The following is an 18238-nucleotide window of genomic DNA, read 5'->3' as shown; positions in this document are numbered from 1 at the left end:
CTCGGTCAGTAGGCGAGGGCGCGGTCGACGGCCTCGAGGACACGGTCCGCGTCCGGCAGGTGGAGGTGTTCGAGCTTCGACACCGGGAAGGGGACGTCGAACCCGGAGACCCGGATCGGCGGTGCCTGCATCGTGTAGAAGCACTGTTCGGCAACGGTCGCGGCGATCTCGCTGCCGACGCTGACGAAGCCGGAGGCCTCCTGGGCGATGACCACGCGGCCGGTCTTCCGGACCGAGGCGAGCAGCGGCTCCCAGTCGACCGGGGAGATCGAACGGAGGTCGATGACCTCGCAGCTCGTGCCCTCGGCTTCGGCGATGTCCGCGGCCTGCATGAGCGTCGCGACCATCGCACCGTGACCGACGAGGGTGACCTCGGTGCCGGTGCGGGCGACGCGGGTGGTGTGCATCGGGACGTGACCGTCGACGAGGTCGACCTCGCCCTTCGGCCAGTAGCGCGACTTCGGCTCGAGGAACACGACGGGGTCCTTCGACGCGATCGCCTCCTGGATCATCCAGTACGCGTCGTTCGGCGTGCTCGGGCTGACCACGCGGAGGCCCGCGGTGTGCGCGAAGTACGCCTCCGGGGACTCCTGGTGGTGCTCGACGGCGCCGATGTGGCCGCCGTAGGGGATGCGGATGACGACCGGCAGCGACATGTGCGCGGGCAGGCGGTTCTGCATCTTCGCGAGCTGCGAGGTGATCTGGTCGAAGCCCGGCCAGACGAAGCCATCGAACTGGATCTCGACCACCGGGCGGTAGCCGCGCAGGGCGAGCCCGATCGCGGTGCCGATGATCCCGGACTCGGCGAGCGGGGTGTCGCGGACGCGCTCGGCGCCGAAGCGCTCCTGCAGGCCCTCGGTGATGCGGAAGACACCGCCGAGCCGGCCGATGTCCTCGCCCATGAGCAGGACCTTGTCGTCGGCGGCCATCGCGGCGGCCAGGCCGGCGTTGAGCGCCTTGGCCATCGGCAGGTTCTGGACGGGCTCGCTGGGGACCTCGCCCGCGCCGGGGTGGGCGCGGAGCGTGTAGTCGAAGAGCTGCTCGGTCGTGCTCATCAGTGGGAGCCCCCTTCGTACCCGGCCTCGTAGTGCTCGAGCCAGGCCTTCTGCGCGGTGGTCACCGGGTGCGGCTCGCGGTACACGTTGTCGAACATGACGCCCACGGGCGGCGGGGTCAGGGCGACGGTCGCGCGGCGGACGTCGGCGGCGATGTCCTCGCCCTCCTCGTCGAAGCGCGCGAGCTGCTCGTCGGTGACGCCGCGGCTGCGCAGGTACGCGGCCGAGCGGGCGATCGGGTCGCGCTCGACCCACGAGGCGAGCTCGTCGTCGAGGCGGTAGCGGGTCGGGTCGTCGGAGCTCGTGTGCGCGCCGATGCGGTAGGTCTCGGCCTCGACGAACGCCGGGCCCTGGCCGGAGCGGGCGTGGTCGGTCGCCACGAGGGAGGCCGTGTAGGACGCCAGCACGTCGTTGCCGTCGACGCGGACGCTCGGGATGCCGAAGCCGCGCGGGCGGTCGACGAGCGGCGTCGGGGACTGCGTGGCGACGGGGACCGAGATCGCCCAGTGGTTGTTCTGCAGGAAGAAGACGACGGGAGCCTTGGTCGACGCGGCGAAGACGTACGCCTCGTTCACGTCGCCCTGGCTGGTCGCGCCGTCGCCGAAGTAGACGATGGTGCAGGCGTCGCGGTCGGGGTCGCCGGTGCCGACGTCGCCGTCGAGCTGCTGGCCGAGCGCGTAGCCCGTCGCGTGCAGCGTCTGCGAACCGATGACCAGCGTCGAGACGTGCGTGTTGCCGCGCTCGTCCGGGTCCCAGCCGCCGTGCGTCTGGCCGCGGTACATCGCGATGATCTCCATCGGCTCGACGCCGCGGTGCATCGTGACCGCGTGCTCGCGGTACGACGGGAAGACGTGGTCCTGCGCACGGAGGGCGAAGACCGAGCCGACCTGCGCTGCCTCCTGTCCGTGGCTCGGGACCCAGAGGCCGAGCTGTCCGGTGCGCTGGAGGTTGTGGCCCGCGTGGTCGAACCGACGCGTGAGCACCATGCGGCGGTGCATCGCCAGCAGGGTCTCGTCCGGGATCGCTCGCGCGACGGCGGCGTACTCGGCGTTCTCGTCGGTCTCCACGAACCGGCCCTCGGGGTCGAGGATCCGGACGGTGGCCGTCGCGGGGGCCGCGGCGTGGAATGACATGTCGGTCAGCGTAACGCCAGGGCCTACCGGGCCGCCTGGAGGTCCTCCACAAGCGACCCCGCCGTTTCGAGGAGCGTTTCCACAGCCTCGTGCTCGCCGATCGACACCCGGATCCCCTCGTTGCCGAAGGCCCGGACGATGATGCCGGCGGCCTCGAAGCGCTCGGCCGCATGGGCCGTCAGCGCACCGGTCGGCAGCCAGACGAAGTTGCCCTGCGCGTCCGGCACGTCCCAGCCTTGGCCGCGCAGCGCGGCGACGATCCGGTCACGGCTGCCGGCGAGCTCGGCGACGCGCTCGAGCAGCTCGGTCTCGCGCTCCAGGCTCGCGAGTGCGGCAGCCTGGCCCTGCGCCGTGACCGACAGCGGGATCGCGCAGGCACGGACGGCGTCGAGCACGTACGCCGGACCGAACGCGTAGCCGACACGGAGGCCCGCAAGTCCGTACGCCTTGGAGAACGTCCGGAGGACGACGAGGTTCGGGTACCGCTCGAGCAGCGGCGTCCCGCGGACCGCGGTGGGCTCGGTGACGAACTCGGCGTAGGCCTCGTCGAGCACCACGAGCACGGTGGCGGGCACCCGGGCCATGAAGGCATCGAACTCCGCCGCGGTGACGACCGGTCCGGTGGGGTTGTTCGGCGTGCAGACGATCACCATGCGGGTGCGCTCCGTGACCGCGTCGGCCATGGCGTCGAGGTCGTGACCGCCGTCCGGCCGGTTCGGCACCTGCACGCTCGTGGCCCCCGCGACCGTGACGACCCCCGGGTACGCCTCGAAGGAACGCCAGGCGTAGACGATCTCGTCGCCGGGGCCGCTCGTCGCCTTCGCGAGCTCGTGCAGGATCGCGACGCTGCCCGGCGCGACGTGGACCTCGTCGACCGTCAGCCCGGCGCGGTTCGCGAGCACGGCCCGAACGGCCAGGGCGGTGGCATCCGGGTAGCGGTTGTAGGCGGTCTGCGCCTGCACGGCCTCGACGACGCCGGGCAGCGGCGGGAACGGGTTCTCGTTGCTCGACAGCTTGAACGCGTCGGGCGCGGCCTGGCGACCCTGCTTGTACGCGGGGAGGACGGCCACCTCGGGCCGGATGTGCACGCGCTCGTCAGTCACGCGCACAGGCTACCGGGACCCGTCCGGGGTGCGACGGGCATCATGGCGGCATGCGATTCCTCGTCCGCCTCGTCGTCAACGCCGTCGCGCTCTGGCTCACCACGCTCATCGTGAGCGGCGTCACCGTCACCCCGTTCGGGGACGGGGACACCACCGCCGTCGTGCTCACGTTCCTGCTCGTGGCGTTCGTGTTCGGTCTCGTGAACGCCGTCATCGGCACGATCATCCGGATCGTCGCGTTCCCGCTGTACGTCCTGACGCTCGGACTGATCTCGCTGATCGTGAACGCGGTGCTGCTGCTCATCGTCGCCGGCATCTCGGACGCGATCGGCTTCGGGCTGCAGGTCGAGTCCTTCGGCTGGGGCATCGTCGGCGCCTTCGTGCTCGCCGTGTTCTCGTGGCTGATCGGGCTGTTCGTGCGCCCGGCACTGAACCGCCCGCGTCCGTGACCGCGGCCGGCACCGAGCCGACCACCTGCACGACGGAGCCGGGCGGCACCGAGCCGACCACCTGCACGACGGACACCGATGACCGGGGCCGTGCCGCGCCTCCCGGCCGGACCGCCGTCGCGGACGTCACGTCCGTGCGCCATGATGTGCACATGAGCCCGGACGCCGACGCCCCGTTCCGCGTCTCGTTCGTCTGCAGCGGCAACATCTGCCGCTCCCCGATGGCCGGCATCGTCTTCGCGCAGATCGCCGCGGACGCCGGCATGGCCGACCGCTTCGTCGTCGAGTCCGCCGGCACCGGCGACTGGCACGTCGGTGAGCCCGCTGACGAGCGGACGATCGCGGCGCTCGCAGCGCGCGGATACGATGGCAGCAGGCATCGCGCCCGCCAGTTCGACCCGGACCGGTTCCCGGACCTCGATCTGGTGGTCGCACTCGACCGCTCCCACGAACGCGTCCTGCGCTCGTGGGCACCGACGATGGACGACGCCGCCAAGGTGACGCTCCTGCTGCGGTACGACGACGCCTGGCCCCAGCAGACCGACGTACCGGACCCGTACTACGCGGACCGGCACGAGTTCGACCGAGTGCTCTCGACCGTCGAGCGGGCCTGCCGGGCGCTCTTCCGCCAACTCGAACCGGCAGTCCGTCAGGGAGCCCCATGACCCCCCTTCCCCCGCAGCCGATCAGCCCGCTCGACGGGCGGTACTACCCGGTCGTGCACACGGTGGGCGAGCACCTCTCCGAGGCCGGCCTCAACCGCGCACGCATCGTGGTCGAGGTCGAGTGGCTCATCTTCCTGACCGACCACGCGATGTTCACCACCTCGCCGCTGAGCATCGACGACAAGGCCGCACTGCGCCGGGTCGTCGAGACGTTCGGCCACGACGAGATCGCGGAGCTCGCCGAGATCGAGGCGACGACCCGGCACGACGTGAAGGCCGTCGAGTACTTCGTCCGCCGCCGACTGTCCGCGCTCGGGCTCGACGCCATCGCCGAGCTGACGCACTTCGCCTGCACCAGCGAGGACGTCAACAACCTGTCGTACGCGCTGACCGTCCGCGACACCGTCGACCAGGTCTGGCTGCCCGCCTTCCGCGCCGTCCTGGCGACGCTCCGCACGATGGCGGAGCAGCTCCGCGCCGTGCCGATGCTCTCCCACACGCACGGTCAGCCCGCGACGCCGACGACCCTGGGCAAGGAGCTCGCGGTGGTCGTCTACCGCCTCGAGCGCGTCCTGACCCAGATCGAGCACGGCGAGTACCTCGGCAAGTTCTCCGGCGCCACGGGCACGTTCTCCGCGCACCTCGCCGCCGATCCCGAGGCCGACTGGCCCGCGCTGTCGAAGGAGTTCGTCGAGGGCCTCGGCCTGACGTGGAACCCGCTGACGACGCAGATCGAGTCGCACGACTGGCAGGCCGAGCTGTACGACCGCGTGCGCCACGCGAACCGGATCCTGCACAACCTGGCGACGGACGTGTGGACCTACATCTCGATGGGCTACTTCACGCAGATCCCGGTCGCCGGCGCCACGGGGTCGTCGACGATGCCGCACAAGATCAACCCGATCCGCTTCGAGAACGCCGAGGCGAACCTCGAGATCTCGTCGGCGCTGTTCTCGACGCTGTCCGAGACCCTCGTGACGAGCCGCCTGCAGCGGGACCTGACCGACTCCACCACGCAGCGGAACATCGGCGTCGCGTTCGGGCACTCGCTGCTCGCGCTCGACAACCTGCGTCGCGGGCTCGGTGAGATCGCGGTGAACGAGGGCCGGCTCGCCGAGGACCTCGACGGCAACTGGGAGGTGCTCGGCGAGGCCATCCAGACGGTCATCCGTGCCGAGGTCACCGCCGGGCAGTCGACCATCGAGGACCCGTACGCGATGCTCAAGGAGCTCACGCGCGGCAAGCGCATCGGCCAGGCCGAGCTCGTCGCGTTCGTGAACGGGCTCGACATCTCGTCCGGCGCCAAGGCGCGCCTGACGAACCTGACGCCGGGCACGTACACGGGGCTGGCCGACGAGCTGGTCGACCGCCTCGACGTGTAGCCCTCCGCCTTCCGCGCTCCGCAGACCGCGACGACGGGGCGGACGGGAGGCACGGGGCGGCCCCGCCGCGCACGTCACCGCCTCAGGTGGTGACGGCCTGCGCTTCGGCGACCAGCGCCTCCAGGACGGTGCGGACCGCGGGTCGGACCGCGCGGTCCGGTCGGGCGAGCGCCTCGATCCGTCGCCCGGCCCGCACGTCGGCGAGCGTCGCGAGCCGGAAGCGCCCGGCCGCACGCGTCCCCGACGTGTACCGCGGCACCAACGCGATCCCGTGCCCGGCCGCCACCAGGTTCTCGATGACCGGCAGGTGGATCGTGCGGAACGCGACCGACGGCGGGGTGTCGGACGCCGCCGCCAGCGCGGTGAGCACGCGGTCGATCGGGTAGTCCTCGGGCACACCGATCCAGGTCTCGTCGACGACGTCGCCGATGCCGACGCGCTCCCGGTCGGCGAGCGGATGGTCGAGCGGCAGGGCGACGTCGAGCGGTTCCCGGAGCAGGGCGACCGTCTCGACGGCGGCACCGTCCGCACGGCGGGCGCCGTCCGGGCGGTGACCGATCACGACGTCGTGGTCGGCGGTGAGCGGGACGAACTCCCCCTCGCTCACGTCGACGTCGGAGAGCTCGAGGACGATGCCCGGGTACGCCCGCATCCGGGTCAGGAGCCCCGGCAGGAGCAGCTCGGCCGCCGAGGGGAACACCGCCAGGTCCACCGTCCCGCCCACCCCGGTCAGGTGCTCGGACCACGCCGACTCCACCGAGGCGAGCGCGGTGGCGACCCCGGCGGCCATCCCGGCGAGCGCGCGCCCGTCCGCGGTGAGCCGCACGCCCCGTCCGACCCGCTCGACCAGCGGCACACCGGCCTGGCGTTGGAGCGTGCGGAGCTGCTGCGACACGGCGCTCGGCGTGCGGTGCGTGGCGGCGGCGACCGCGGTGACGCTCCCCCGTTCGGCGAGCTCGCGGAGGACCGGCAGCAGGGCGATGTCGAAGCCGACCATGCAGGGACACTACAACGATCCTGTCGGACCGTGCGCTGGTGCTACTGCGTCCGGTGCGGGACGATCGGACCGTGCTCTTCCGTGACCGCATCCTCGCCCTCGTCGTCGCCGTGGCGTGGGGGCTGAACTTCCCGGCGACCGCGATCGCCCTCGACCACTGGCCGCCGTTCCTGCTCGCCGCCGTGCGGTTCACGCTGCTCGCCCTGCCGACGATCCTGTTCGTGCCGCGACCGAAGGTCCCGTTCCGGTGGATCGTGCTCGTCGGTGCGACCCTCGGCGTCCTGCAGTTCGCGTTCCTGTACCTCGGCATGGCCGCGGGGATGCCGACGGGACTCGCGTCGCTGGTGATCCAGGCGTCGGCCCCGTTCACGGTCGTGCTGGCCGGGGTGCTGCTGCGCGAGCGGCTGACCGCACGCCAGGTCGTCGGGGTGTCCGTCGCCGTCGCCGCGCTCGGCGTCATCGCGGTGCACCGGGCGCAGACCGCGGCGCTGCTGCCGGTGGTGCTCGTGCTCTGCGGTGCCCTCGGGTGGGCGCTCGGCAACGTCGCGACACGGCGGACCGGCCCGGTGAACCCGCTCCACCTGACCCTGTGGTGGGCGGTCGTGCCGCCGGTGCCGATGTTCGCGCTGTCGCTGCTCGTCGAGGGGCCGGCGCGGGTCGGGCAGGCGTTCGGCACGGCGTTCACGGCGTCGGCGCTGCCGGCCGACCTCGGCCTGCTGTACATCGTCGTGGCGGGCAGCCTGGTCGGCTACGGGATCTGGTCGCGCCTGATGGGGAAGTACCCGTCGAGCACCGTCGCACCGTTCTCGATGCTCGTGCCCGTGATCGGGGTGCTCGCCTCGTGGGCGGCGTTCGGCGAGGTGCCGGACGTCGTCGAGGTCGTCGCCGGCGCGGTGGTCGTGGTCGCCGTGCTGTGGTCGTCGCGGACCGCCCGGACTGCGCCGTCGTTCGTCGAGACGCCGCCGGTGCAGCGAGACGCCGCGGAATCCGGGGCCGTCCCGGCGACGTCGGACCGTCTTGCGCAGACGCCGCCGTCTCGCGAAGCCGGAACCGAGGCCGCGGCCCGGGACGTCGTCGACGCAGCGCCCGTGCCCGCGCCGGAGCCCGTCAGCCCCGGTGCTGCCGGCGCTCGGCGATGATGCCGGCGAGGGCGCCGCGCAGGTCCGGGTGGCGGAACTCGTAACCGGCCTCGAGCAGTCGCGTCGGCACCACCCACCGGCTCTTCAGCACGAGCTCGGTCTCGGTCCGGATCGCGAAGGAGCCGATCTCGAGCATCCACCGCCACGTGGGCAGACCGAAGCGCCGCCCGACTGCGTCACGGATGGTCGCCATCACCGTCCGGTTGTCCGAGGGCTCCGGGCTGGAGACGTTCACCGGCCCGTCGATCTCCTCGTGGTCGCGCACGAAGCGCACCACCCCGAGGACGTCCTCGATGTGCACCCAGCTGAACCGCTGCCGACCGCGCGTGTGCCGGTCGTGGTGGTACGTCCCGGCCCGGAGCCGTGCGCGCGTCGGGAACCAGGGTCCGTCGAACTGCGGCCCGCCGAGGCCCGCCCGAGCCAGCCCGAGCAGCGGGACGAGCGCGCTGCCGTCGCCGAACACGATCGCCATCCGCAGGGCGATCCGGCGGGTGTGCGGCAGGTCGGCGCTGAACAGGGCGTCCTCCCACGCCCGCGCGACCGAGACCGAGAAGCCCTCGCCGAGCTCACCGGCGGCCTCGTCCTGCGGTCGGTCGTCGGCGTGCCGGTAGATCGTCGCGGTCGAGGCGTTCAGCCACAGCGGCGGCGGGTGCTCGGCCGAGCGGATCGCCTCGGCCAGCTCGAGGGTGGTGTCCACCCGGGAGCGCATGATCTCCGCCCGGTTCCGCCGCCCGTAGCGGCAGTTCACGCTCTTGCCCGCCATGTTCACGACGATCGCGGCGCCGTCGACGAGCTCGCGGATGCGCAGGGTGTTCCCCCACACCGCGTCGCCGGTGCGCCCGACCGTGACGACCTCGTAGCCCTCGTCGCGGAACGCGCGCTGCAGGTACTGCCCGACGAAGCCGCCCGCTCCCGCGATCACGGCGCGGCCCATCGGCGCGCCGGTCCTGTCGTCGCTCATCGTCTCCCCCGTCGTGCTGTCAGACCCGTTCGGTGTCCGGCTCGATCCGGTAGCGGAAGGAGCCCTCGTACCGGTACAGCGTGCCGATCAGCGGCGCCGAGAGCCGCAGGGACACGCGCTGCACGTCGGCATCGTCATCGAATCGTTCCTCGAGCGTCACACGCGGCGCGACGACGGCCGGGAGGCTCCACGCACGACCCAGCGCACGCACCGTCACACGGGTGGAGACGAGGCGCAGGGCGCCCGCGTCCGGCCCGTCCGCGTCGACCTCCGCCCGGAGCAGGGCGCGGACGCGCCCACGGCGACCGAGGTGGTCGACGAGTCCGTGCGGGCCGGCGGCGATGGCGTCCACCATCGTGCGGCTCCCGGAGCGGAAGCGGAAGGTGCGGTGTGCGCGCACGGCGACCGTTCCCTCCCGGCCGTCCACGGCGCCGCGGCCGACGCGAGCCGGGCGGTTCTCCACCGTGAACGGGACGTCCCGCTCCCAGACGGGGAACATCACGGCGTCGCGTGCGAAGACGGCGAGGAGCGGCCAGACCCAGCGCCGTGGCGTCCCGACGACGGCGAACACGCCCTCGCCGCGACCGACGTGGCCGGACGGCACCGCCCCGAAGTACGTGCGCAGTCGCGGGTGCAGCCGGGCGAGCACGTCCTCCGGCGTCGTCAGCTCGTAGGGCGACCGGGTCACGCTGCCGATCCTGGCACGGTGTCGGCACGGTTCCCTACGATCGAGGCATGGGACACGACCACGGCGCAGGGCACGGGCACTCGCACGCCGGCGCCTCCGAGCGCGCGCTGCTCGTCGCGTTCTGCATCTCGGCGGGCATCCTGCTCGCCGAGGTCGTCGGCGCGGTCGTCACCGGTTCCCTCGCGCTGCTCGTCGACGCGGGGCACATGGTCGTCGACACCGGCGGCCTCGGCATCGGTCTGGTCGCGACCCGGCTCGCGCGCCGCTCACCGACGGCGCAGCGGACGTGGGGGTACCAGCGCGCCGAGGTCCTCGGCGCCACGGCCCAGGCCGCCATCCTGCTCGCGGTCGGCGTCTTCGTCGTCGTCTCGGCGATCCAACGGCTGTTCGTCCCCGCGGAGATCCACGCCGGCCCGCTGCTCGTGTTCGGTGCGGTCGGGCTCGTCGGGAACCTCGTCGCCTACGCGGTGCTGGCCCGGGCGGCGGGCGAGGGGTTCACCTCGCGGGCGGCGCGACTCGAGGTGCTCAACGACACCCTCGGGTCCGTTGCGGTCATCGCCGCCGCCGTCGTCCTCGCGCTCACCGGGTGGGAGCGCGCCGACTCGATCGCCGCGATCCTGATCGGCCTGCTGATCCTGCCGCGGGCGGTCCGGCTGCTCCGCGAGACCGCGAACGTGCTGCTCGAGTCGACCCCGCCCGGGCTCGACCTGGACGACGTCCGCGCGCACATCCTCGAGCTCGACCACGTCATCGCCGTGCACGACCTGCACGCGACGCTCGTGGCGACCGGCGTGCCGAACCTGACGGCGCACGTCGTCGTCGACGACCACTGCTTCTCGACCGCCCACGCACCGCGGATCCTCGACGCGCTGCAGCAGTGCGTCGCCGAGCACTTCGACGTGCCGGTCGAGCACTCGACCTTCCAGCTCGAGCCCGCCTCGCACCGGCGGCACGAGCACGAGGTGCACGCGTAGCGAGGGTCCGCGCGCGTCGGGGTGCCGCGCGTCGGGGTGCGCTGCGGTCTGCTCTGTCTGGTCTGGTCTGGTCTGGTCCGGTCCGGTCAGCAGCCGCCGTCGTCGGTCGGGAAGGCCGTGATCACCCGGTCCGTCGTCTCCGACACGATGACCCGCACGTTCGGCTCCGCCGAAGGACGCGTCCCGTCGTCGAAGCGGACGGGCGCGGCGTAGCAGACCTTGCCGTCCCCGGCGTCCTGCGGGTACCCCGCGGGCGGTGACTCGAGCACGGACCGGACCGCGGTGAGCATCGCGTCGTCCCAGTCCCGCGAGCCGTGGCCCCGGACGACGTCCTGCCAGTCGGCGGCGTGCCGGACGCGGATGTGCTCGTAGCCCTGGCCGGACGTGCCGCACTGCAGCTCGACCCGTCCGAGGGCGGCCGTCTCGTAGCGGGCGACCACGGCGCCGCGATCGGTGTCGCAGCGGTCCAGCACGTCGCTGCCGGGCAGGTCGGGGCCCGTCCGTCCGATCGTCACCGTTCCGTCCCGGGCCGCGCCGTCGGCGGCGGTCGCGCTGGGCGTGACGGACGCCGCACTGCCGCCGATCACCGGGTCCTCGCCGTTCCGCTGCGCCGTGAGCGCGAAGCCGCCCGCGACCAGACCGGCCGCGATGACCGCGGCGACGACGGTGACGGCCGGGCGTCGGCGCTGCTGGGACATGCGCCCCAGTATGCCGGGCGGACCGCCGACGTCCACGCGCACCGGGCAGCGCCGACGCCGCCTGGCCCGGGCAGCGCCGACGTCCGTGCATCCCGCGTCGAACCACGAAGACGACGTCGAACCAGGCCGTGCGGTTGGTTCGACGTCGTTTCCGTGGTTCGATCCCAGCGCGGAGACCCGGGGGCGCGGGAGGCGGGCGCTCGCGCTACTCGGCGCGCGCGGCCAGGCGCAGGCCGGCGACCAGGGCGAGCACGACGACGAACACCACGTAGCCGAGCAGCACCGGGAGCGTCGGCACGACGAGGAGCGCCGCCCCGACCGCGACGACGGGCACGGTCAGCCCGGCGTACGCGATGAGGAACGTCGCCGCGAGGACCCCGCCGCGCTGCTCCGGCCCCACGAGCGACCCCGCACGGGCGATCGACGCGCGGAAGATCAGCCCGACCCCGGCGCCGGCCACGACCCCGCCACCGATGAAGCCGCCGACCCGCAGCAGGACCGCGGCGACCGCGAGCACCACGAGACCCCCGACGAGCAGCACCAGGCCGAGCTGGATCTGCCGACGCTGGGACAGCTTCGCGAAGACGATCTGCGACACCGCGCTCGCGGCGAAGACCCCGAAGGTCGTGGCGCCGGCGGCGAGCCGGTCGGTGACGTGGAACGTGGTGCCGAGGAACGTCGGCGCCACCGAGGTGAAGAGTCCCTGCACGGCCAGGGCCGCGAAGGCAGCCGTCCCGGCAGCCCAGAACACCCCGGCCTGCCCGTCGGGAGCGGCCATCCGCTGCGGCCGGTACGGCACCGGGCGCTCGGGTCGGTCGACGGTCTCCGGCGCAGCGAGGACCACCGCGAACGCGACGACCAGGGCGACGACGAACACCACGTACGGCACGACGAGTGGTTCCCTGACGAACTCGGCGAGTGCTCCGCCCACGAGCGCACCGAGCGACAGACCGCCGAGGTTCACGGCGCCGGCCGCGACGCTCGCCCCCTGCGCGGAACCGGACGAGCCGGTCGCCCGGACCCGCAGTTCACCGAGGTGCGCGGTCGCCGTCGCGGTGAGGAGCCCGACACCGAGCCCCGTCACGAACCGTGCGACGACGAGTCCGGCGACGTCCGACCAGAGCAGGAAGAGCACGGCCGCGACGAGTTCGAGCGCGACGGACACGAGGATCAGCGGGCGCCGCCCGTGCTCGTCGCTGAGGTGTCCTGCCAGGAAGAGCGAGGCGACGACCCCCACGCCGTAGGCGGCGAAGACGACCGTCGTGGTGAACGTCGGGAACCCGTCGCGTGCCTGGTAGATCACGTAGAGCGGTGCCGGCACGGTCGCGAAGGCCATCACCGACAGGAACGCGAAGGCCACGGCCCAGAAGCCGAAGCCGTGCCGACGGCGGGAGTGCGGGCGCCGTCCGCGCGGTGCGGGGACGGGCTGGGCGCCGGTCGTCCTGGCCGGTGCGGCATCGCTGGTCGAGGTCATGCCCCGATCGTGCTCCCCTCTGGTCATCGAGTCCAACGAGTGCTCTTGATGACCAACATCGATCAGATCGATACTCGCAGGGTGGAGACCCGCCTGCTGGAACAGTTCGTGACCGTCGCGGCCGAGGGGAGCGTGACCCGTGCGGCCGAGCGGCTCTGGGCCGCGCAGTCGACCGTCTCGGCGGGCATCGCGTCCCTCGAACGCTCGCTCGGCGTCCGGCTGTTCGACCGGACGGGTCGTCGGCTCGTGCTCACCGCCGCCGGCGAGGACCTGCTGCCGCACGCCCGCTCCGTGCTCGACTCCCTGGAGCGGATGCGGGACCTCGCGACCGTCGACGACGCAGACCTGCGGGGCCGGGTGCGACTCGGCATCTTCACGAGCATGGACGTCGTGGACCTGACCGGGGTGCTGCGGCGGTTCCGGCGACGGCACCCGCTCGTGGCGGTCGAGCTGATGACCTCGCCCTCGGGCACCACCGGCCTGGTGCAGGACCTGGTCGCGGGGCGGCTCGACCTGGCGTACACGGGCCTGCCGTCGGTGCCGCCGGGGGTCGTGGTCGAGCCCTTGCGCGAGCTGCCCTTCCGCGTGTTCACGGCAGCGGACCACCCGTTCGCGACCCGTCCGACGGTGTCCCTCGCCGAACTCGCCGGGGAGCCGTTCGTCGACACCGCACACGGGTTCGGCAACCGCCTGATCCTCGACGCGGCACTCGAGCGTCTCGGGCTCCGTCGTCGGATCGTGGCGGAGATGAACGACATGCCCGCCGTCGTGCGGTTCGCGTCCGCCGGGCTCGGCGTCGGTGTCGTCCCCGACCCGGGTGTCCGGTACGACGGCGCGGTCCTGGAGCTGGAGGACGAGGTCGAGCCCCTGCGGATCGGCCTCGCCATGCGGTCGGCTCCGGAGCCGAACCGTGCGACCCGGGCACTGGCCCGCGACGTCGTCGCGGCCCGCGTGTCCTGAGGGCGGAAGGGCCACAGCACGTGACCCACCGGCGGACGGGAGGCGCGGTGCGGATCCGTCCCGCGCCTCCCGGCCGTCAGTCCCCCCAGATCTCCCCGACGACGGCGTCGAGCAAGCCGTTGGTCGGGAAGTTGGTCTGCGTGATGGCCACGTAGGTGCCGTCGCGCACGAACAGGGTCGTGACGGTGTCCACCGGGTACGGGTCAGCCTGCCTCGACGTCCGGCAGAGCACGCCCCCGTCCTGGTCGACACACGACATCGGGCCCGAGCGCAGCCGATCGCCAGTGTTGGGGCGTGCTGCTCCGATGAGCATCTCGAGCCCGGACACGTCCGCCCGCGGATCCCGCCAGACACAGTAGATGTCAGCTCCGGGTTCGGCGATCCCGGCCGCCACGCTGTCCGATCCCGCGATGCCCTCGCCCATCGAGGAGGACCCCTGGACCGGAGTGTCGCCGAAGAAGCGGTCGTAGTCCTCCTCAGGCACGGTCGCACGACAGGACGTCGGGATCGTCGCCACCGCCGCCGTGGTGGGGGTCGCCGTCGGCACCGGGTGCGGGGTCGGCCGGCCGGTGATCGGTGCGGAGGTCCGGGTGGTCGCCGACGGAGCCGGGGCGGGCTCCTGCGTCTGCACCGGTGCCGCCACCGGGCGGTCCTGGTGCGACAGGCTGAGGGCCACCGCACCCGATGCGGTCCCCAGCGCGAGCAGGGCGACCACGCCGACGACGATCCCGGTGTGCCCGCGACGGCGCTTCGGACGCGGGGTGGCACGCTCGAGCACGTCCTGCTTCATCGTGACGAGCATGCGCTGCAGCTCGTCGCCCACGGGAGGCTCAGAGTCCATCGCGCATCACCACCTTCCCGAGTCGTCGTCGGTTGCGGGAGACCCGTTGGGTCACCGCGCCGACCGTCAGGCCGAGGGTCTCCGCCGCCTCGGCGTAGGAGTGTCCCTCGAGCAGGCAGAGCTCGCAGATCCGTCGGTCGAGTTCGGGCAGGGCCGCGATCTCCGACCGCACCCACCGCAGCGTCTCGACCGCATCGGCGTGCTCGGTGGGGGCGGCGAGCATCTCGGGCAGCTCGTCGGCGCGGTGCCGCGAGCGCTTCCGTCCCGCGTTCCGCGCGAGGTTGCGGCAGACGACGAGGAGCCAGGGCAGCAGGCTCTCCGCCGGGAGGTCGAGCGTCTCCGCCCGCTGCCAGAGCAGGAGGAACGCGTCCTGCACGACCTCTTCCACGTCGTGCCGGTCGTCCACGATCGCCCACACGTACCGCGTCATCGTCGCGGCGTGACGATCGAAGACCTGCGCCAACGCGGCCCGGTCACCGGCCGCGAGCGCTCGGACGATCTGTTCGTCCGTCTGCGTGGTCACGTCCATCACGCACCCCCTCCACCTGAGCAGTGTCGGCCACGCCAGCGATCGTGACAGCACCGGTCCGAACCGGCGCGGCCGGGCGTGTCGTCCTACCGTGCCTCGACGGCCTCCCCTGGCCGTGGACGCCGGATCAGTGGAAGTCGTCGCCCTCGGACCGCTCGCCCGGCGCCTTGTGACCGCCGAGCATGTCGTTGTCGTCCTGGTCGCTCGAGGCCGCGAGCTGCAGCATCGCCAGGATCACGACGACCACGATGAAGGCGATGCCCAGGAACACCAGCGAGAGCTCGAACTCCCGCGTCGAGAAGAGCACGACCGCTCCGATGAACACCGCGACGAGCGCCGAGATCACGAGGAGCTCGGCGGGGCGCAGGCGGTCGCGACGGCTGGGGGTGCTCATGCGTGTGGTGCTCCGTCCGGGGCTGCGGCAGGTGCCGTCGTGCCCCACTTGTGCGAGAGTCCGGCGATCACGTGGAAGACCGCCGCGATGGCGAGGTAGGCGCCGAGGAGACCGACCAGGACGACGGGTGCGTCCAGCGTCCCGGTGACCCGTTCGACGCCGCCGAGCTGCTGGGAGTAGTCCGGCGGTGTCAGCAGGAACGCCACGGCGAGCAGCAGGGTGAGCCCACCCATCGTCGTCCAGTCCCGGGCGAACGGCGAGCGTCCGCGAGCTCGGAGTCCCTGTGCGAGTTCGAGTGCTCCCGTCAGCACCGCCCACCCGACGACCACCGCGATGAACGCGGCGAGCCCGACGCCGTTGGTCGCCAGCGCAGTCACGCCGGCCAGGAGGGAGACGACCGCCTGCACCAGCGTCGTCGGACGGGACCGGTCGTCGAACGGCATCCGGCGGAGCGCGGCCCATGCGAGCACGAGGGCGTCGACGACCACGAACCCGCCGAAGAGCAGCAGGCCGTAGCCGGCGGCGTGGTTGGACGAGAAGGTGATGACGAGGGCCACGACCGCGGCTGGGACGGCCCGGAGGACGGGGATCGGCCAGTACCGCGCGCGCTGGCCGGCGTCGTCCACGGAGTCGGACACGGGACCTCTTTCGGGCATGCGGATCGTGGGTCGAGTCTACCGCCGGCGCCCCGGGCGTCCGACCGGAGCCACCGGACCGGAGCCGCCGCCCGTCGGGCGGGAACACCCACGACGGGCGGCGGCCCCGGCCGTCACTCGGGGTCGTCCGTCACCCGCCGGCGCCGTGCGACCCACCATCCGCTGACCCCGAGTCCGACCGCGGCGGCCGCGACGGCGGCGAGCAGCCCGATCCCCTCGACTCCGGTGTACGCGAGCGCACCCGACCCGTTCCGCCGTCCGGAGGTCCCGCCGCCGGCCGCCGCCGGGTCCGGAGCCGGCGAGCCCGAGGCGCTCGCGGACGCGGTCGGTGTCGGCGGAGACGTTGCAGAGTCGCCGTCGCCGTCACCGTCACCGTCACCGTCACCGTCACCGTCACCGTCACCGGGCACGATGACGCCGATCGACACCTCCGGGGACGGGTCGCCGCCGTCCGGGTCGGTGGGGGACGTCGCGGTCGCCACGTTCACCACGTCGGAGCCGTCGCCCGTGTAGTCGGGGTCGAGCACGGCGCGGATGCGGAACGAGCGGGTCTGCCCGACCGCCAGGTCTCCGTCGGATCGACAGGTCACGTGCTGCCCCTCGGCGGAGCAGTCGTCCTCGGACCCGACGAAGCGCATCGCCGCTGGCAGGTCGTCGACCACACCGACCGCGCGCGCGGGATCCGGCCCGCGGTTCTCCGCCGTCACCCGGTACTCGACCTCGTCGCCGGGTGCGACGCCCGTCGCCGGGGACACCGTCTTGTCGGTGACGAGTCGTGCCTCGGGCTGCGGCGCCGGGTCGACCGGACTCGAGGCGACGGACCGGTTGTCGGACTCGTCGACGTCCGCCAGTGATGCCGGCGGCTCGATCGTGGCGGTGCTCTCGAGTGCCCCGGCGGCGGCGTCCGCGACGGTGCCGGTCACGGTGACGGTCGCCGACCCGCCCCGGACCAGGTCGAGCGCGACGTCGACGTCGCCCGCGCCGCTGCTCGTGCCGCAACCGGACCCGTCGGTCGCCGTGCAGGTCCACGCCACGTCCCGCAGGGCGTCGGGGACGTCCACGTGCAGCGCGCTGGGGTCGGACCGGTTCGGACCGGCGTCGGACGCGGTGACCGTGTAGCTGAACGGCTGCCCCGGCCGCGCCGACGCCGGGAGGTCCTGCGCGACGCCGAGGTCGACGGGCTGGGTGACCCGGACCTCGTCGATCTCGTGAACGTCGGCGTAGTCGCCGGTCGCGGCCGAGAACCCCAGTCGCAGCGTGTCCGGCAGCGGCGCCTGCCCCTGACCGTGGAGCGGGACCCGGTCGAGGACGGTCCGCAGCACGCCGCCGTCCTCGATCCGGACCGTCATGAACAGTTCACCGCTCGCCCCCGGGATGAGGCTGACCCGGACGCGCCGTGTCCCGGGCCCCTGCGTGAGGGTGCCGCCCGGCGCCGGCACCCCCCGGACGTACCGGTAGCCCGCGGTGCCGTCACCGGAGCCCCGCACGACGATCGAGTCCGGTCGTTGCCCGGGGCCGGACTCGTTGATGTCCTGCGAGAAGTTGCCGTAGTGGTCGACCGCCACGGCCGCGAAGCCGCCCGGGACACCCGGCAGGTCGCACGGCGGGCCACCGCCCTGGGTGGTGCTCGACCGACATGCGTACCCGAGCGCGGCCCCGTAGGCACCGACGCCCTGCGGAGCAGTGCCGTCCGCCAGGAAGAGGAGCAGCCCGTCGGCGCCCACTGCTCCGGTGTCGTTGTACATCGCGTAGGAGAACTCGATGTCGAGGCCGAGGTCCGACCGGAAGGTGTCGTCCGTCGACCACGCTCCGGCCTGGTGCGTCGTCTGGTCGGTGAGCCGGAGTCGCCCGTCGACGACCTGCGCGTCGCCGCTCAGGGTGCCGCCGGCCGCGGAGTCGAACCGGTCGACGTAGGGGAACGCGAGGTCGTCCGCGGAGGAGCTCGACGGCAGGAGCGCCGGCGCCACGAGGACGGCCAGCGCCACGAGGCCGCTCACGAGGGCACTGCGAGGGCGTCGCCGGTGGCAGCGTCGACCGTCAGGGTGGACCGTTGTCGGGATCGAGGTGTCTGTCATGCCCCGATCGTCGCGAGCCGGGCACGCTCGTCAGCGGCGGTCGGACCCTTCTGGGGAGAACGAGT

General features: G+C 73.0%; 19 protein-coding genes. 6 read left to right on the top strand and 13 right to left on the bottom strand.

Annotation, left to right across the window (positions count from 1 at the left end):
• Positions 1-5: 5 nt before the first annotated feature.
• From QUG98_RS07240 to QUG98_RS07230, 3 genes are all read right to left on the bottom strand, one after another.
• Positions 6-965, bottom strand: a complete 960-nt coding sequence (locus QUG98_RS07240) for an alpha-ketoacid dehydrogenase subunit beta (protein WP_289469955.1) — start codon at positions 963-965, stop codon at positions 6-8.
• A gap of 89 nt (positions 966-1054) precedes the next feature.
• Positions 1055-2188 carry a thiamine pyrophosphate-dependent enzyme gene (locus QUG98_RS07235; protein WP_058727678.1) on the bottom strand — a complete coding sequence of 378 codons (1134 nt, stop codon included), beginning with the start codon at positions 2186-2188 and terminating at the stop codon, positions 1055-1057.
• Between the two features lie 23 nt (positions 2189-2211).
• On the bottom strand, positions 2212-3291 hold the full coding sequence (locus QUG98_RS07230) for a histidinol-phosphate transaminase (RefSeq protein WP_289469920.1): 1080 nt from the start codon (positions 3289-3291) through the stop codon (positions 2212-2214).
• A gap of 50 nt (positions 3292-3341) precedes the next feature.
• Between QUG98_RS07230 and QUG98_RS07225 the strand changes: the two genes are divergently transcribed.
• The 3 genes from QUG98_RS07225 (at position 3342) to purB (ending at position 5787) form a co-directional block, all read left to right on the top strand.
• Positions 3342-3740: a phage holin family protein gene (locus QUG98_RS07225; RefSeq protein WP_289469919.1), complete on the top strand. Its 399-nt coding sequence runs from the start codon at positions 3342-3344 to the stop codon at positions 3738-3740.
• A gap of 152 nt (positions 3741-3892) precedes the next feature.
• Positions 3893-4405, top strand: coding sequence for a low molecular weight protein-tyrosine-phosphatase (locus tag QUG98_RS07220; protein ID WP_058727695.1), 513 nt, complete (start codon positions 3893-3895; stop codon positions 4403-4405).
• Positions 4402-5787 (top strand): adenylosuccinate lyase, encoded by a 1386-nt coding sequence (gene purB, locus QUG98_RS07215; RefSeq protein ID WP_289469918.1) that lies wholly within the window; start codon positions 4402-4404, stop codon positions 5785-5787. The genes QUG98_RS07220 and purB overlap by 4 nt, the downstream gene beginning before the upstream one ends.
• Before the next feature lie 82 nt (positions 5788-5869).
• Here purB and QUG98_RS07210 read toward each other — a convergent pair whose 3' ends face one another.
• Complete coding sequence (locus QUG98_RS07210) at positions 5870-6784, bottom strand: LysR family transcriptional regulator (RefSeq protein WP_289469917.1); 915 nt, start codon at positions 6782-6784, stop codon at positions 5870-5872.
• 71 nt (positions 6785-6855) lie between these two features.
• Here QUG98_RS07210 and QUG98_RS07205 point away from each other — a divergent pair, with 71 nt between their 5' ends.
• Positions 6856-7923 carry an EamA family transporter gene (locus QUG98_RS07205; RefSeq protein WP_289469916.1) on the top strand — a complete coding sequence of 356 codons (1068 nt, stop codon included), beginning with the start codon at positions 6856-6858 and terminating at the stop codon, positions 7921-7923.
• On the opposite strand, the gene QUG98_RS07200 is transcribed toward QUG98_RS07205, so the two are convergent.
• The gene (locus QUG98_RS07200; protein ID WP_289469915.1) at positions 7892-8884 is read right to left on the bottom strand and encodes an epimerase; all 993 of its coding nucleotides are present in this window, start codon (positions 8882-8884) and stop codon (positions 7892-7894) included. The genes QUG98_RS07205 and QUG98_RS07200 overlap by 32 nt on opposite strands.
• Before the next feature lie 19 nt (positions 8885-8903).
• Positions 8904-9572 (bottom strand): DUF4166 domain-containing protein, encoded by a 669-nt coding sequence (locus QUG98_RS07195; protein WP_289469914.1) that lies wholly within the window; start codon positions 9570-9572, stop codon positions 8904-8906.
• A gap of 47 nt (positions 9573-9619) precedes the next feature.
• Between QUG98_RS07195 and QUG98_RS07190 the strand changes: the two genes are divergently transcribed.
• Positions 9620-10546 carry a cation diffusion facilitator family transporter gene (locus QUG98_RS07190; protein ID WP_289469913.1) on the top strand — a complete coding sequence of 309 codons (927 nt, stop codon included), beginning with the start codon at positions 9620-9622 and terminating at the stop codon, positions 10544-10546.
• A gap of 86 nt (positions 10547-10632) precedes the next feature.
• On the opposite strand, the gene QUG98_RS07185 is transcribed toward QUG98_RS07190, so the two are convergent.
• On the bottom strand, positions 10633-11244 hold the full coding sequence (locus tag QUG98_RS07185) for a hypothetical protein (protein WP_289469912.1): 612 nt from the start codon (positions 11242-11244) through the stop codon (positions 10633-10635).
• A gap of 205 nt (positions 11245-11449) precedes the next feature.
• Entirely contained in the window at positions 11450-12718 is a 1269-nt protein-coding gene (locus tag QUG98_RS07180; RefSeq protein ID WP_289469911.1) for an MFS transporter, read from the bottom strand.
• Between the two features lie 48 nt (positions 12719-12766).
• Between QUG98_RS07180 and QUG98_RS07175 the strand changes: the two genes are divergently transcribed.
• Complete coding sequence (locus QUG98_RS07175; protein WP_289469910.1) at positions 12767-13678, top strand: LysR family transcriptional regulator; 912 nt, start codon at positions 12767-12769, stop codon at positions 13676-13678.
• Between the two features lie 76 nt (positions 13679-13754).
• On the opposite strand, the gene QUG98_RS07170 is transcribed toward QUG98_RS07175, so the two are convergent.
• The 5 genes from QUG98_RS07170 to QUG98_RS07150 all read right to left on the bottom strand — a co-directional run bounded on the left by QUG98_RS07170 (position 13755) and on the right by QUG98_RS07150 (position 18095).
• The gene (locus tag QUG98_RS07170) at positions 13755-14519 is read right to left on the bottom strand and encodes a hypothetical protein (protein ID WP_289469909.1); all 765 of its coding nucleotides are present in this window, start codon (positions 14517-14519) and stop codon (positions 13755-13757) included.
• On the bottom strand, positions 14509-15048 hold the full coding sequence (locus QUG98_RS07165; protein ID WP_289469908.1) for an RNA polymerase sigma factor: 540 nt from the start codon (positions 15046-15048) through the stop codon (positions 14509-14511). Before QUG98_RS07165 ends, QUG98_RS07170 begins: the two co-directional genes overlap by 11 nt.
• A gap of 127 nt (positions 15049-15175) precedes the next feature.
• Positions 15176-15442 carry a hypothetical protein gene (locus QUG98_RS07160; protein WP_289469907.1) on the bottom strand — a complete coding sequence of 89 codons (267 nt, stop codon included), beginning with the start codon at positions 15440-15442 and terminating at the stop codon, positions 15176-15178.
• A complete protein-coding gene (locus QUG98_RS07155) occupies positions 15439-16080 on the bottom strand; it encodes a DUF308 domain-containing protein (RefSeq protein ID WP_289469906.1) in 642 nt (213 codons plus the stop codon). The genes QUG98_RS07160 and QUG98_RS07155 overlap by 4 nt, the downstream gene beginning before the upstream one ends.
• Positions 16081-16211: 131 nt before the next feature.
• A complete protein-coding gene (locus QUG98_RS07150) occupies positions 16212-18095 on the bottom strand; it encodes a lectin-like domain-containing protein (RefSeq protein ID WP_289469905.1) in 1884 nt (627 codons plus the stop codon).
• Between the last annotated feature and the right edge of the window lie 143 nt (positions 18096-18238).

The sequence above is a fragment of the Curtobacterium subtropicum genome, assembly GCF_030362975.1.
In the GTDB taxonomy this organism is placed as follows: domain Bacteria; phylum Actinomycetota; class Actinomycetes; order Actinomycetales; family Microbacteriaceae; genus Curtobacterium; species Curtobacterium subtropicum.
The sequence above is the reverse complement of the archived record's forward strand: the minus strand, read 5'-3'. Positions and strand labels throughout refer to the sequence as shown.

Excerpts from the sequence above, each read along its gene's own strand:
- purB (WP_289469918.1), top strand. The coding sequence starts at position 4,402 with ATGACCCCCCTTCCCCCGCAGCCGATCAGCCCGCTCGACGGGCGGTAC.
- QUG98_RS07165 (WP_289469908.1), bottom strand. The coding sequence starts at position 15,048 with ATGGACGTGACCACGCAGACGGACGAACAGATCGTCCGAGCGCTCGCG.
- QUG98_RS07160 (WP_289469907.1), bottom strand. The coding sequence starts at position 15,442 with ATGAGCACCCCCAGCCGTCGCGACCGCCTGCGCCCCGCCGAGCTCCTC.
- QUG98_RS07240 (WP_289469955.1), bottom strand. The coding sequence starts at position 965 with ATGGCCAAGGCGCTCAACGCCGGCCTGGCCGCCGCGATGGCCGCCGAC.
- QUG98_RS07185 (WP_289469912.1), bottom strand. The coding sequence starts at position 11,244 with ATGTCCCAGCAGCGCCGACGCCCGGCCGTCACCGTCGTCGCCGCGGTC.
- QUG98_RS07200 (WP_289469915.1), bottom strand. The coding sequence starts at position 8,884 with ATGAGCGACGACAGGACCGGCGCGCCGATGGGCCGCGCCGTGATCGCG.
- QUG98_RS07170 (WP_289469909.1), bottom strand. The coding sequence starts at position 14,519 with ATGGACTCTGAGCCTCCCGTGGGCGACGAGCTGCAGCGCATGCTCGTC.
- QUG98_RS07225 (WP_289469919.1), top strand. The coding sequence starts at position 3,342 with ATGCGATTCCTCGTCCGCCTCGTCGTCAACGCCGTCGCGCTCTGGCTC.
- QUG98_RS07175 (WP_289469910.1), top strand. The coding sequence starts at position 12,767 with ATGACCAACATCGATCAGATCGATACTCGCAGGGTGGAGACCCGCCTG.
- QUG98_RS07235 (WP_058727678.1), bottom strand. The coding sequence starts at position 2,188 with ATGTCATTCCACGCCGCGGCCCCCGCGACGGCCACCGTCCGGATCCTC.
- QUG98_RS07190 (WP_289469913.1), top strand. The coding sequence starts at position 9,620 with ATGGGACACGACCACGGCGCAGGGCACGGGCACTCGCACGCCGGCGCC.
- QUG98_RS07180 (WP_289469911.1), bottom strand. The coding sequence starts at position 12,718 with ATGACCTCGACCAGCGATGCCGCACCGGCCAGGACGACCGGCGCCCAG.
- QUG98_RS07220 (WP_058727695.1), top strand. The coding sequence starts at position 3,893 with ATGAGCCCGGACGCCGACGCCCCGTTCCGCGTCTCGTTCGTCTGCAGC.
- QUG98_RS07210 (WP_289469917.1), bottom strand. The coding sequence starts at position 6,784 with ATGGTCGGCTTCGACATCGCCCTGCTGCCGGTCCTCCGCGAGCTCGCC.